The sequence below is a fragment of the Chlorobium sp. N1 genome (genome assembly GCF_004332115.1).
Classification (GTDB): Bacteria; Bacteroidota; Chlorobiia; order Chlorobiales; family Chlorobiaceae; genus Chlorobium.
In genome coordinates, this window is the sequence record NZ_SJPA01000001.1 from 451,060 (window position 1) to 464,656 (window position 13,597).

A 13,597-nucleotide genomic window follows, 5' to 3' on the forward strand; every position below is an offset into this window, starting at 1 on the left:
GGTGTAAACGGAGAAATCTACATGGAGGCGAACAACACTATCCGGGATCCTCAGGCGATACGCGAGGAACTGGTACAGAAATACCCGGCGAAGGTCGCCAAGAAGCGGACGAAATCGATCGTCGTCAACGATCCCGAAACCGTCCCCGAGGTACAGGCCAACGTCCGGACCGTCCCGGGCATCATCACCCAGCGCGGCTGCTCCTACGCCGGATGCAAGGGCGTGGTGCTGGGACCGACGAGAGACATCGTCAACATCACCCACGGACCCATCGGCTGCGGTTTCTACAGCTGGCTCACCCGCCGCAACCAGACCAGGCCGGCCACCGAAGCGGACGCGAACTACATGCCCTACTGCTTCTCGACCGACATGCAGGAGGAGAACGTGGTCTTCGGCGGCGAGAAGAAGCTGAAAGTGGCCATCCAGGAGGCCTACGACCTCTTCCACCCCAAGGCCATCGCCATCTTCTCGACCTGCCCGGTCGGACTCATCGGCGACGACGTCCATGCCGCCGCACGCGAGATGAAGGAGAAGCTCGGCGACTGCAACGTCTTCGGCTTCAGCTGCGAGGGCTACCGCGGCGTCAGCCAGTCGGCGGGCCACCACATCGCCAACAACGGCGTCTTCAAGCACATGGTCGGCCGCAACAACGAGAAAAAGGAGGGCAAGTTCCGGCTCAACCTCCTCGGCGAGTACAACATCGGCGGCGACGCCTTCGAGATCGAGCGCATTTTCGACAAGTGCGGCATCACCCTGGTCTCGTCCTTCAGCGGCAACTCCACGGTCGGCCAGCTCGAGAACGCCCACATGGCGGACCTCAACGTCATCATGTGCCACCGCTCGATCAACTACATGGGCGAGATGATGGAGGCCAAGTACGGCATCCCATGGATGAAGGTCAACTTCGTCGGCGCCGAGTCCACCGCCAAGTCGCTGCGGCGCATCGCGCAGTACTTCGGCGACGAAGGTCTGAAGAAGAGGGTCGAGGAGGTCATCGGGGAAGAGATGCCGAAGGTAACGGCGGTGATCGAGGAAATCCGCCCCCGCACCGAAGGCAAGACCGCGATGCTCTTCGTCGGCGGCTCGAGGGCCCACCACTACCAGGACCTCTTCGACGAGCTCGGCATGACGACCGTGGCGGCAGGCTACGAGTTCGCGCACCGCGACGACTACGAAGGCCGCGAGGTTCTTCCCAGCATCAAGGTCGACGCCGACAGCAAGAACATCGAGGAACTGAAGGTCGAAGCCGACCCCGAACTCTACAGGCCGCGCAAGAGCGAGGCAGAGCTCGAGGCGCTGAAGGCAGAGGGGCTCGAGATCAGCGGCTACGAGGGCATGCTGAAGCAGATGTCGAAAAAGTCGCTCGTCGTCGACGACATCAGCCACTACGAGTCCGAGCGGCTCATCGAGATCTACAAGCCCGACATCTTCTGCGCCGGCATCAAGGAGAAATACGTGGTCCAGAAGATGGGCGTACCGCTCAAGCAGCTCCACAGCTACGACTACGGCGGCCCCTACACCGGCTTCGAGGGCGCGGTGAACTTCTACCGGGACATCGACCGCATGGTCGGCAACCCCGTCTGGAAGCTCATCAAGGCCCCCTGGCAGAAAGAGGACGCCGGAGAACTCGAGGCCTCCTACGCCGAAGGCTGAGGGCCGCAACCACCCTGAAACAAGTAAAAGGAGAGATTCTGAAATGTTACTACGACACACCACCAGCGAGGTCAAGGAGCGCGAAGGGCTCACGATCAACCCGGCAAAGACCTGCCAGCCGATCGGAGCCATGTACGCCGCACTCGGCATCCACGGATGCCTGCCTCACAGCCACGGCTCCCAGGGTTGCTGCGCCTACCACCGCAGCACCCTGACCCGGCACTACAAGGAGCCCGTCATGGCCGCGACCAGCTCGTTCACCGAAGGCGCATCGGTCTTCGGCGGGCAGGCCAACCTGCTTGCCGCGATCGACACGATCTTCTCGGTCTACGATCCCGACATCATCGCCGTGCACTCCACCTGCCTTTCGGAGACCATCGGCGACGACCTCCAGCAGATCACGAAGAAAGCGCTCGACGACGGGAAGATTCCCGAGGGCAAGCACATCATCTACGCCGCGACCCCGAGCTTCGTCGGATCGCACGTCACCGGCTACGCAAACATGGTGGCCGGCATGGCCCAGCAGTTCGCGGTCTCGACCGGCGAGAAGAAAGACCAGGTGAACCTCGTCGCAGGATGGATGGAGCCTTCCGACATGCGCGAACTCAAGCGCATCTCGAAAGAGATGGGGGCGAAGGTCGTCCTCTTCCCCGACACCTCCGACGTGCTCGACGCACCGCAGACCGGCAAGCACGAGTTCTACCCGAAAGGCGGCGTCACCGTCCCCGAGCTGAGGAGCACCGGCGACAGCAAGTGCTCGCTCGCACTCGGCTGCATCAGCGCCGAACCGGCGGCCGTCGCACTCGACAAGAAGTGCGGGGTGCCCTTCGAAACCCTCGACATGCCGATCGGCATCTCGGCCACCGACCGGTTCGTGATGGCGCTCTCGAAGGCCGCCGGCGTGAAGGTGCCCGACGAGATCACCGCCGAACGCGGCAGGCTGCTCGACGTCATGACCGACATGGAGCAGTACTTCCACGGCAGGAAGGTGGCGCTCTTCGGCGACCCCGACCAGCTCATCCCGCTCACGGAGTTCCTGCTCGACCTCGGCATGCAGCCGAAGCACATCGTCAGCGGCACCCCCGGCGCACGCTTTGCGAAGCGCATGAAGGAGATCCTCCAGCGCGCACCGGGCGCCAACTTCAAGAACGGCCTGAACGCCGACATGTTCCTGCTGCACCAGTGGATCAAGAACGAACCGGTCGACCTCCTCATCGGCAACACCTACGGCAAGTACATCGCCCGTGACGAGGACATCCCGTTCGTACGATACGGCTTCCCGATCCTCGACCGCATCGGCCACAGCTACTTCCCCTCGGTGGGCTACACCGGCGGGCTGCGCCTCGCCGAAAAGATCCTCGGCGTCCTCATGGACCGGCAGGACATGAAAGCGAAGGAAGAGAAGTTCGAGCTCGTCATGTAACACAACTCCCCCGACGTGCCGCCTGCCATAGGCGGCACCTGAAGGGAGCAGGCAACAAAAAACGCTCAGCAAAAGGACAACGAACAATGGAGCAGATAGGCATCCTCGAGGGAAGGGAGAAACAGATCTTCGAAAAGAAGGAAGGGGCCGCGGCGTTCGACATCTCGTGCGAAAAGACCAGCCTCTCCGGATCCGTCAGCCAGCGCGCCTGCGTCTTCTGCGGCTCGCGCGTGGTGCTCTACCCCGTCGCCGACGCCCTGCACCTCGTCCACGGCCCCATCGGCTGCGCAGCCTACACCTGGGACATCCGCGGATCCGTCTCTTCGGGCCCGGAGCTGCACCGCCTCAGCTTCTCCACCGACCTCCAGGAAATGGACGTCATCTACGGAGGAGAAAAGAAACTCTACCTGTCGCTGATCGAGCTGATCGAGAAGTTCAGCCCGAAAGCGGCATTCATCTACTCAACCTGCATCATCGGCCTCATCGGTGACGACATCGATGCCGTCTGCCGCAAAGTCCAGCAGGAAACGGGCATCCCCGTCCTGCCGGTCCACTCGGAAGGCTTCAAGGGCACGAAAAAGGACGGCTACAAGGCCGCCTGCACCGCCCTCATGAAGCTCGTCGGAACCGGCCCCATAGAGGACATCAGTCCATACAGCATCAACATCCTCGGCGAGTTCAACCTCGCCGGGGAAGCCTGGATCATCAGGAAATATTACGAAGAGATGGGCATCGAGGTCGTCTCCACCATGACCGGCGACGGCCGGGTCGGCGCGGTGCGCCGCGCCCACGGTGCGAAGCTCAACGTCGTGCAGTGCTCCGGCTCGATGACCAGCCTCGCAAAAGACATGGAGGAGAAGTACGGCATCCCCTACATCAGGGTCTCCTACTTCGGCATCGAGGACATGGCGGCGGCGCTCTACGACGTGGCAAAGCACTTCCCCGACCGGCCGGAGATCATGGAGAAAGCCAGGGAGATCGTCAGCCGCGAGGTGAAGACGCTCTACCCCGAGCTCCAGAAATTCAAGCAGGCCCTCAGCGGGAAAAAGGCCGCCATCTACGTCGGCGGCGCATTCAAGACCTTCTCGCTCATCAAGGCGCTGCGCTCGGTCGGCATGTCGGTCGTGCTCGCCGGCTCGCAGACCGGCAACAAGGACGATTACCTGGCCCTCAAGGAGATGTGCGACGAGGGAACGGTCATCGTCGACGACTCGAACCCGGTCGAGCTCTCCAAGTTCATTCTCGAAAAAGAGGCCGACCTGCTCATCGGCGGCGTCAAGGAGCGCCCCATCGCCTTCAAGCTCGGCGTCGCCTTCTGCGACCACAACCACGAACGGAAGATCCCGCTGGCGGGATTCGAAGGCATGTACAACTTCATCCTGGAGGTCTACCAGTCGGTCCTCAGCCCGGTATGGCAGTTCGCTCCGCGCAAAGGAGGCTCACTGTGAAACACGCGAAAACGGCGACCCAGAACGCCTGCAAGCTCTGCAACCCCCTCGGCGCCTGCCTGGCGTTCCGCGGGATCGAACAATGCGTCCCCTTCCTGCACGGCTCGCAGGGGTGCGCTACCTATATCCGGCGCTACCTCATCAGCCACTACAAGGAACCGATCGACATCGCCTCGTCGAACTTCAATGAGGAGACCGCCGTCTTCGGCGGCAGCCACAACCTGAAGCTCGGCCTGAAAAACGTGACGCAGCAGTACATGCCGGAGGTGATCGGCATTGCCACTACCTGCCTGTCCGAAACGATCGGCGACGACGTGAAGGGAATCCTCCGGGAGTACCGGAAGCAAACCGCCGCCGACTCCGGCGCTCCCGTCCTCATCCACGCCTCGACGCCGAGCTACCAGGGCAGCCACATCGACGGCTTCCACGCCGCCGTGCGCGCAACCCTGGAGGCGCTGGCCGAGAAAGGCGCCCCCGACAGCAGCGTGAACCTCTTCCCCAACATGGTCTCGCCGGCCGACCTGCGCCACATGCAGGAGATCCTCGACGACTTCCGGCTCCCCTCGATGATCCTGCCGGACTACTCGAAGACGCTCGACGGCGGCCCCTGGGCCGAGTACCACCGCATTCCGCCGGGCGGCACCGCGACCGCAGCGATCGCCCGGTCCGCCAGCGCCATCGGCAGCATCGAGTTCGGCTCCACGCTCGAGGCCTCGAAATCCGGAGCGGGGTGGCTGGAGTCGAAGTTCGGCGTGCCGCGCTACCACCTCCCGCTGCCGATCGGCATCAGGGAGAGCGACCGGTTCTTCGAGCTGCTCGAAACCCTCTGCCGGAAGCCGCGCCCGGAGAAGTACCAGGACGAGCGACGCCGGCTCGTCGACGCCTACGCCGACGGCCACAAGTACATCTTCGGCAAGACGGCGGTGCTCTACGGCGAAGAGGATCTCGTCATCTCGATGGCGGCCTTCCTGCGTGAGATCGGCGTCCGGCCGGTGCTCTGCGCCTCCGGCGGCAAGAGCGGGCTCATGAAGGCAAAGCTCGGGGAGCTCGTGGGGGACCTCGAGGGCGAGGGCATGAAAGTACGTGACGGCGTCGACTTCTCGGACATCGAGGACGAAACGGAGCTGCTCCGGCCGGACCTCATCATCGGCAACAGCAAAGGCTACACCATGTCGCGCAAGAGCAGGATCCCGCTCATCCGCATCGGGTTCCCCATCCACGACCGGTTCGGCGGACAGCGCCTGCACCATCTCGGATACCGCGGCACCCAGGAACTCTTCGACCGCATCGTCAACACCGTGATCGAAGGACGCCAGAACGACTCTGAAATCGGATACACATACCTGTAATACGGGAGGAACCAACCCATGAAACTCAAGCTCGAAAACCACCCCTGCTTCAACGACTCGGCCCGCCACAGGTTCGGCCGCATACACCTGCCCGTAGCCCCGAAATGCAACATCCAGTGCAACTACTGCAACCGGAAATTCGACTGCATGAACGAGAGCCGTCCCGGCGTCACGAGCCGGGTGCTCTCCCCCGGCCAGGCCCTGCACTACCTCAAGGAGGCCGTGGCGCTCACCCCCTCGATCTCGGTGGTCGGCATCGCCGGCCCCGGCGACCCCTTCGCCAACCCCCTGGAGACCATGGAGACGCTGCGGCTCGTGCGCCGGGAATACCCCGAGATGCTGCTCTGCGTGGCGACCAACGGCCTCGAACTGCTCCCCTACATCCCTGAGCTCAAGGAGCTCGAGGTGAGCCACGTCACCATCACCATCAACGCCATCGACCCCGCAGTCGGAGCGGAGATCTACGCCTGGGTCCGCCATGAGAAGCGCATGCACCGCGACACCGAGGCCGCAGAACTTCTCATCGGCCGCCAGCTCGAAGCGCTCCGGGCACTGAAGGAGGCCGGCATCACCGCCAAGGTCAACACCATCATCATCCCCACCGTCAACGACCACCACGTGCAGGACGTCGCACGCCACGTCGCCGGGCTCGGAGCCGACATCCTCAACTGCCTCCCCTACTACAACACCAGGGAGACCGTCTTCGAGAACATCGGGGAGCCGCCGGCGGAGATGGTGGCCGAAATCCAGCTTGCCACGAGCGCATACCTGCCGCAGATGAAGCACTGCGCCCGCTGCCGCGCCGACGCGGTCGGCATCATCGGCCACCTCAACAGCGAGGCGGTCCAGGCAAAGCTCCTGGAAGCGGCGGCCCTGCCGAAGAACCCTTCGGACCACCGTCCCTACCTGGCCGTCACGAGCCTCGAAGGGGTGCTCGTCAACCAGCACCTCGGCGACGCCGACCGGTTCCTCATCTACGGCATGGACCCCAAGACAGGCGACTGCACCCTCGTCGACAGCCGCCCCGCACCGTCACCGGGGGGCGGGCAGCACCGCTGGGAGGCCGTGGCGGACGTCATCAAGGACTGCCGCACCCTGCTCTGCAGCAGCGCGGGCGACAACCCCACCATGGTACTCAACACCCGCGGGATCGAGGTCATGGTGCTCGAAGGGGTGATCGAGGACGCCGTCGGCGGCATCTTCCGGGGAGAGGACATCCGCCACATGGCGCGCAACAGCCGCAAGCACGCCTGCACCGGCACGGGAGGCGGCTGCGGCTGAGAAGAGAGAACGAACCGTCAATCAACCCCAAACCAACAAACAGGACACCGACCATGGACAAACCCAAACACCACATCTTCGTCTGCGCCAGCTTCCGCGCACAGGGCGCCCCGCAGGGCATCTGCCACAAGAAGGAGTCGCTCTCGCTCATCCCCTACTTCGAGAGCGAGCTTGCCGACCGCGGCATGACGGACGTGGCCGTCTCGGCCACCGCCTGCCTGAACCTCTGCGAGAAGGGACCGATCGTCGTCATCTACCCCGAGAACTTCTGGTACGGCGAAATCGACAGCGAAGAGAAGGTCGACGAGATCCTCGACGCGCTCGAAGAGGGAGAGGCATGCCTGGCACACATCATCCACTGATTATCCTCAACGCGCTGTCTTTTCGTGATGGAAAGACAGCATTTTCCCCACTATTCGTTATATTCAAGAAGTTATAACGAATAGCAACCGAAAGACGACCGAAACCGATGCCCCACGCCAAACGCTATAACCAGAAATACATAACGGATTCCCCGGCGGCGCCGCTGATGACGCTGCTGATTGCCGGAACGCTGCTTGCCCCTTCCGATGGGGCCGCGCAGTCATCGGGCCCGGAGCTCTACCGGCACCACTGCAGCAGCTGCCACACAATGACGCCGCCTCCGGAAAAAGCCCCGCCGATCGTCGGCCTCGCCCACTTCTACCATAAGGCGTTCGAAAAGCGGGAGGACGGGGTACGCCACATCATGGACTTCATCGCCAGCCCCGAACCCGGCAAGTCGAAGCTCCGCGCCCCGGCCATACCCCGCTTCGGACTGATGCCGCCGGTCGAGCTCACGAAGGAGGAGCTCAGGACCGTCTCGGAATGGCTATGGGACAGCTACGAGCAGGCCTTCGTCCCGCCGGACTGCCCTGAATGAGCGGCGGCACGGCATTTTTTTTGGCCATCGCTATCACCTGAACAACACAACGCAACCAACCGCACCACACCGATGAAACTGACAGCCACACCAACCGCACTCGCCCTCACGGCGCTCCTGGCGGCAGGAACCGCCCGGGCCACCGAGGCGCCGCCCGACAGCACCCTCATCCGCTACACCGCCGAAGAGCTCACCGTCTCGGGAGAGAAGGGCGACATCCTCCGGCAGGTGACCGGAGACGAGTCGAGCATCCTCAACCCGTCGCAGATGTCGGTCTACAAGGTCATCAACATGATGCCCTCGCTCAGCCAGCAGAGCGTCGACCCGTACGGCCTCGCCGACATCGTCAACTACCATGAGGCGTTCCGGTTCCGCGGCGTCGAAGCCACGGCGGGCGGCGTGCCCTCCACCACGGCCAACGTCGAAGGGCTGCCCGTCACCGGCAGGCCGGGCGGCGGAGCGACGATCTACGACCTCGAGAACATGGAGAACATCACGATCTACTCGGGCGTCATGCCGGCAAACAGGGGGCTCGGCCTTGCCGACGTCGGCGGCAAGATCGAGATGGAGATCAAGCGCCCGCAAGAGGAGTTCGCGGTCGACGTGAAAGAGAGCGTCGGCAGCAACGATTTCCGGCGCACCTACCTTCGCCTCGACACGGGCGAGATCGGACTGGGCCTGAAGGCCTTCGTTTCCGGCTCGACGAGCTACGCCGACAAGTGGAAGGGGGAAGGAGCGAGCAACCGCAACAACCTCATGCTGGGCGTTTCGGAAACCTTCAGCGAGCGCGTCAAGCTTGAAGCCTTCCTCACCTACAGCAAGGGACTGATCCATGCCTACAGGGCCCTGGGCTACAGCGACATCAGCGACCTCGATACCGCCTACAGCAAGGACTACAGCACCGACCCCACAAGCGTCTGGTACTACGACTACAACAAAAACGAGTTCGAGGACTGGATGGCGATGGCCAACCTCGAGGTGAAGACCGGCGAACACTCGACGCTCAACATCAAGCCCTACTACTGGAGCGACAAGGGCTACTACCTTGAAACCGCCACGGCACCCGGCGGCAGCAACTTCATCAAACGCTGGGACATCGACCACGACCTGAAGGGCATCCTCACCGAGTATGCGACGAAGATCGGCGACGTCGACATCGATTTCGGGTACCTCTACCACACGCAGGAGCGGCCGGGACCGCCGACCTCATGGAAAAAATACTCGGTTGTGGGCGGAGAACTGAACTTCACCGGATGGGCGATCCTCTCGAACACCTCCAGCCACGAGCTGCACGAACCCTTCATCGAAGCCAGATACCGCACCGGCGACTGGACGCTGGAGGGCGGCCTGAAGTATGTCAACTACACCCTGCCCTCCATCATCACCTACAATACGACGGGCATCGGGGACATCAGCTATGAGGATGCGCTCGCAACGGATCCCGGTATCGTGGCGGCCAAAAGCGCCCTCGACGAAAAACGGTTCAGCAGGCTCTTCCCGAACCTGACGCTGACCCGTACGCTCAGCGACAACGCCACGGTGCACCTCTCCTACGGGGAGAACTACGTCGCCCATGTCGACATCTACCCCTACTACATCTCCAACTACACCGCCTTCAGTGACAAAGACAAAGGCATCACCTTCGAGCAGCTGTGGGACGACCGCGAGATGGAGATCTCGCACAACCTGGAGCTCGGCATCGAGCTCTCGGGTGACGACTGGAAGCTCGCGCCGACCCTCTACTACGCCATCCACAGCAACAAGCAGGCGGTGCTCTACGACTCTTCGATCGACGCCTACTACCCGATGAACGACGCCGACGCCAAGGGATACGGCATCGAGCTCGAGGGGGAGTACCGCCCGTCTTCCAAACTCAAGTGCTACGGCTCGTTCTCCTGGAACCGCTTCTATTTCGACCAGGAGATCGCCTCCGACGCAACGGGAAATGCGACCATCGACGTCAAGGGAGAGCAGGTGCCCGACGCGCCTGAATTCATGGCAAAAGGAATCGTAAGCTACCGCCTCGGCGACCTGACGATCTCGCCGGTCGCCCGGTACACTTCGACCCGCTACGGCGACGCGCTCCACGAGCAAAAGGTCGACGGCGCGACCCTTTTCGACCTGGACCTCACCTGGAGCCGGCCGATGCTCGGCTTCAAAAACGTCGACTGTTCGCTCTCGTTCATAAACATCTTCGACAGGAAGTACGTCAGCATGATCAGCACCTCGGACTACAAGACCCTGAAGACCTCCTACCAGCCCGGAGCGCCCTTCACCCTCATGGCCACGCTGGCCTTCCATTACTAGCGTTTCTCCGCAGTGCCTGTTCTTTCCTCGTTTGCACCTCCCGGCGTTTCTCCGGCGCCGGGATTTTTTATAGGACGGAAAGAGCCGCACCATGGCGAAAATCAAAAAAAATCGCAGCCGGGCCCTAAATCCAGCTGTTGAACGCCTCGATTGCCCTATATTTGAACTGATGTATAATGGAGCTAATACCTACGAACGAAGCAGAAGCAGGGAACACCATGGCCAAATGCATGCACGACGAAATCGGGCTCGAGGGCGACATCTGGTTCCAGAAGGACAGGAACCGCTTCCTCGGCGGAGACCGGATAGCACTTCTGGACAAGATCGAGGAGCTCGGCTCCATCAACAGCGCCGCCAAGGCGGTGGGCATCAGCTACAAGACCGCCTGGCACCTGGTCAACATGATGAACAACCTCTCCGAAAAGCCGCTGGTCGAACGCACCGCCGGAGGCAAGGGAGGAGGGGGCACCGTCCTCACCCGTGAAGGCAAAAAAGTGCTCGAACAGTTCAGGGTGGTGCAGGAGGAACACCGCAAATACCTGCAGAACCTTGAAGCACGGCTCGGCAACACGCGTCAGCTCCATCAATTCCTAAAAATGATCTCCATGAAAATCAGCGCACGCAACGTCTTCTCCGGCACCGTCGAGCAAATCACGCTCGGAGCCGTCAACGCGGAAGTGGTCATCAAGCTTTCCGGCGGAGCCCTCATCACCTCCATCATCACCAACGGCGCGGTCAGGAACCTGGCGCTCAAGGAGGGCATGAGCGCCTACGCCATCATCAAGGCCAGCTCCATCATCATCGGCAAGGACCTGCACGACGCCCACCTCAGCACCCGCAACCTCATGTGCGGCACCATCTCGAAACTGATCGAGGGCCCGGTCAGCACCGAGGTCGACGTGGAGATCGGCGGAGGGAACGTCATCTCGGCCATCATCACCCACGGCAGCTCCGAGCGGCTCGGCCTCAAGGAGGGCGGGCACGCCTGCGCGGCATTCAAGGCTTCGAGCGTCATCCTCGGCGTGAACTGAACGACGAAGCGCGCATAACCCGCCCCACCGGAGCCCCCGCACGACGGGGGCTTCGCCCTTTAAGTTGGCAACCACCCGAAGAAGGGATATCTTGTCCCCCTGTCAAGAACAACAAGGAATCCGGGTAACAGCGCCAATTGAACCTTTCACCAGAAAACATTCCCCCGCTTGAGGACCGCTACCGGCGGAAGATCAGCTACGCCCGCATAGCCGTCACGCGCTCCTGCAACCTGCGCTGCTCATACTGCATGCGCGAAGAGCACGAAAACGGCCAACCCTCCGAGATGATGAGCTACGCCGAAATCGGCTCCATCATCGAGGCCCTGGCCTCGATGGGGGTCGAAAAAGTGCGCCTCACCGGCGGCGAGCCGCTCCTGCGCCGGGACATCTCCGATATCGTCCGCAGGGCAAAACAGACTCCCGGGATTCGGCGCGTCACCCTCACCACCAACGGCCTCCTGCTCGACCGGCATCTGGACGGGCTGATCGAAGCGGGCATCGACGCACTCAACGTGAGCATCGATTCGCTCGATGCGCTGCGTTTCCGGGAGATCACGCGCCGCGACGAATTCGGGCGGGTGAAGGCGAACCTCGACCGGCTCATCTCGCTCGGCACGATACCGGTGAAGGTGAACGTGGTGATGCTGCGCAGCATCAACGACCAGGAGCTCCCCGCCTTCATAGAACTGACGAGGGACAACCCCGTCACCGTCCGCTTCATGGAGCTGCAGCCCTTCGACGACCACCAGATCTGGAGAACGGGAAAGTTCCTCGGCATGGACAAAATCCGCGAGCGCCTGCTCGAGCTCCATCCCGAAATGGAGGAGCTGCAAGGGTCGGGAACGCAGTACTACAGCTTCCGCCTTCCGGAACACAGGGGATCCGTCGCCATCATTCCGGCCTACACCCGAAACTTCTGCCAGAGCTGCAACCGCATCCGCATCACGGCCGGAGGCCGGGCGATGAGCTGTCTCTACGAAAAGAAAGGAACGGACCTTTTTGAGGTCCTCAGGAGCGGTACGGGAAATGAAGCGGAACGGCAGGATGCGCTGCGAGCGCTCTTCAGAGAGTGCATCGCCTCGAAGCCCGAAGACGGAAGGAAGATAAAGGATGCCGGCAGCTCTGCCGGCACGAGCATGTCGGAAATCGGAGGCTAGGCTTCGTCGATCTTCATGCCGGGCTCGACCCGACCCCCCTCGAGGACACGCGAGAAGATCCCCTCTTTCGGCATGATGCATTCGCCGGTCGCCACCTGGATGGGACATCCCCCGTTATGGCACTCCTTGCCGATCTGGGTGATCTCGAGCACCACCCCGCCCTCGAGCTTCAGCCGGTCGCCGACCGAGAGGGCCGAAAGATCGAACCCGCGGGTCACCAGGTTCTCGGCGAACATCCCATGGCTGAGTTCGGGCATTTTCGTGCGCATCCTGTCGATGCTCTCTCCGGCGAGCAGCGACACCTGGCGGTGCCAGTCGCCGGCGTGGGCGTCACCCTCGATCCCCCAGCCCTTGCGGAACTCCGCACGCTCCACCGGTGACTTCAACTCCCCTTTCTCGCTGCTCAGGCAGACCGCTTCGATATGTCCCATGACCGGAAGATTTTCAGGTTGGCATGGGGGAGGCCCTCCCGGGACCAGCCCCACACAAAAAATTCACTGGTAATAAACGCAATCGCTTGGAAAAAGCGAAAAAATGTATTAACAATTGTTAACAACGCAACAAAAAAAAGGATCCGATGCAACAGAACAAACAAAAGAGCCTCAACGAAGCAGGCATTCCGATGCCCATAGTAACCCTGAACCGCGCCCTGCTGCTCGGAGGCGTCCTGGCCGCAGGAGCGTTCAACGAGCCGCTCATCACGACGGCGCTCGTCCTCGTCATCCTCCCGGCCGTAATCTTCGGCAGGAAAGCGAGCCCCGTCTTCATCCTCGGCACCATGCTCTTCGGAGAGGGCCGGGAAGGTGCGGAAACCGAAAACCCGAAACTGATGCGCTTCAACAACGCGATCGCCCTCATCCTCCTCACAGGGGCCCAGGCCGCATTCCTTGCCGGAGCGCCCGCTGTGGGCTGGGCCCTCTCGGGAGTCGTCGCCATAGCCGCGGCGATGGCCCTCGGCGGGTTCTGCTTCGGCTGCGTGCTGTTTTACCGATTCAATCTTGAACGCCACAGACTGCTGGCAAAAACCCCATCCATAAAGCGATAAGC

Annotated in this window: 12 protein-coding genes; 11 read left to right on the forward strand and 1 reads right to left on the reverse strand. The window is 62.2% G+C overall.

Annotated features, from left to right (window positions below; translation table 11 throughout):
• Positions 1-21: 21 nt before the first annotated feature.
• The 10 genes from nifD (at position 22) to moaA (ending at position 12,550) form a co-directional block, all read left to right on the forward strand.
• Positions 22-1,653, forward strand: a complete 1,632-nt coding sequence (nifD, locus tag E0L29_RS02030; protein ID WP_131354013.1) for a nitrogenase molybdenum-iron protein alpha chain — start codon at positions 22-24, stop codon at positions 1,651-1,653.
• Between the two features lie 43 nt (positions 1,654-1,696).
• Positions 1,697-3,076, forward strand: a complete 1,380-nt coding sequence (gene nifK, locus E0L29_RS02035; RefSeq protein WP_131354015.1) for a nitrogenase molybdenum-iron protein subunit beta — start codon at positions 1,697-1,699, stop codon at positions 3,074-3,076.
• A gap of 86 nt (positions 3,077-3,162) precedes the next feature.
• Entirely contained in the window at positions 3,163-4,524 is a 1,362-nt protein-coding gene (gene nifE, locus E0L29_RS02040) for a nitrogenase iron-molybdenum cofactor biosynthesis protein NifE (protein ID WP_131354017.1), read from the forward strand.
• On the forward strand, positions 4,521-5,873 hold the full coding sequence (locus tag E0L29_RS02045) for a nitrogenase component 1 (protein ID WP_165498800.1): 1,353 nt from the start codon (positions 4,521-4,523) through the stop codon (positions 5,871-5,873). Before nifE ends, E0L29_RS02045 begins: the two co-directional genes overlap by 4 nt.
• 18 nt (positions 5,874-5,891) lie before the next feature.
• A complete protein-coding gene (locus E0L29_RS02050) occupies positions 5,892-7,154 on the forward strand; it encodes a radical SAM protein (protein WP_131354021.1) in 1,263 nt (420 codons plus the stop codon).
• Between the two features lie 53 nt (positions 7,155-7,207).
• Positions 7,208-7,516, forward strand: coding sequence for a (2Fe-2S) ferredoxin domain-containing protein (locus E0L29_RS02055; RefSeq protein ID WP_131354023.1), 309 nt, complete (start codon positions 7,208-7,210; stop codon positions 7,514-7,516).
• A 107-nt stretch (positions 7,517-7,623) separates the two neighbouring features.
• The gene (locus E0L29_RS02060; protein WP_242664239.1) at positions 7,624-8,055 is read left to right on the forward strand and encodes a c-type cytochrome; all 432 of its coding nucleotides are present in this window, start codon (positions 7,624-7,626) and stop codon (positions 8,053-8,055) included.
• A gap of 72 nt (positions 8,056-8,127) precedes the next feature.
• Positions 8,128-10,362: an outer membrane beta-barrel protein gene (locus E0L29_RS02065; protein ID WP_131354025.1), complete on the forward strand. Its 2,235-nt coding sequence runs from the start codon at positions 8,128-8,130 to the stop codon at positions 10,360-10,362.
• Positions 10,363-10,580: 218 nt separating this feature from the next.
• On the forward strand, positions 10,581-11,393 hold the full coding sequence (locus tag E0L29_RS02070) for a TOBE domain-containing protein (RefSeq protein WP_131354028.1): 813 nt from the start codon (positions 10,581-10,583) through the stop codon (positions 11,391-11,393).
• Between the two features lie 137 nt (positions 11,394-11,530).
• On the forward strand, positions 11,531-12,550 hold the full coding sequence (gene moaA, locus E0L29_RS02075; RefSeq protein ID WP_131354030.1) for a GTP 3',8-cyclase MoaA: 1,020 nt from the start codon (positions 11,531-11,533) through the stop codon (positions 12,548-12,550).
• On the opposite strand, the gene E0L29_RS02080 is transcribed toward moaA, so the two are convergent.
• A complete protein-coding gene (locus E0L29_RS02080; protein ID WP_131354032.1) occupies positions 12,547-12,981 on the reverse strand; it encodes an MOSC domain-containing protein in 435 nt (144 codons plus the stop codon). The genes moaA and E0L29_RS02080 overlap by 4 nt on opposite strands.
• A 146-nt stretch (positions 12,982-13,127) precedes the next feature.
• Here E0L29_RS02080 and E0L29_RS02085 point away from each other — a divergent pair, with 146 nt between their 5' ends.
• Positions 13,128-13,595, forward strand: a complete 468-nt coding sequence (locus tag E0L29_RS02085; RefSeq protein WP_242664240.1) for a DUF4395 family protein — start codon at positions 13,128-13,130, stop codon at positions 13,593-13,595.
• Positions 13,596-13,597 lie beyond the last annotated feature (2 nt).

Coding starts and splice junctions, on each gene's coding strand:
- nifD (WP_131354013.1), top strand. CDS start 22: ATGGAGGCGAACAACACTATCCGGGATCCTCAGGCGATACGCGAGGAA.
- nifK (WP_131354015.1), top strand. CDS start 1,697: ATGTTACTACGACACACCACCAGCGAGGTCAAGGAGCGCGAAGGGCTC.
- nifE (WP_131354017.1), top strand. CDS start 3,163: ATGGAGCAGATAGGCATCCTCGAGGGAAGGGAGAAACAGATCTTCGAA.
- E0L29_RS02050 (WP_131354021.1), top strand. CDS start 5,892: ATGAAACTCAAGCTCGAAAACCACCCCTGCTTCAACGACTCGGCCCGC.
- E0L29_RS02055 (WP_131354023.1), top strand. CDS start 7,208: ATGGACAAACCCAAACACCACATCTTCGTCTGCGCCAGCTTCCGCGCA.
- E0L29_RS02060 (WP_242664239.1), top strand. CDS start 7,624: ATGCCCCACGCCAAACGCTATAACCAGAAATACATAACGGATTCCCCG.
- E0L29_RS02065 (WP_131354025.1), top strand. CDS start 8,128: ATGAAACTGACAGCCACACCAACCGCACTCGCCCTCACGGCGCTCCTG.
- E0L29_RS02070 (WP_131354028.1), top strand. CDS start 10,581: ATGGCCAAATGCATGCACGACGAAATCGGGCTCGAGGGCGACATCTGG.
- E0L29_RS02080 (WP_131354032.1), bottom strand. CDS start 12,981: ATGGGACATATCGAAGCGGTCTGCCTGAGCAGCGAGAAAGGGGAGTTG.
- E0L29_RS02085 (WP_242664240.1), top strand. CDS start 13,128: ATGCAACAGAACAAACAAAAGAGCCTCAACGAAGCAGGCATTCCGATG.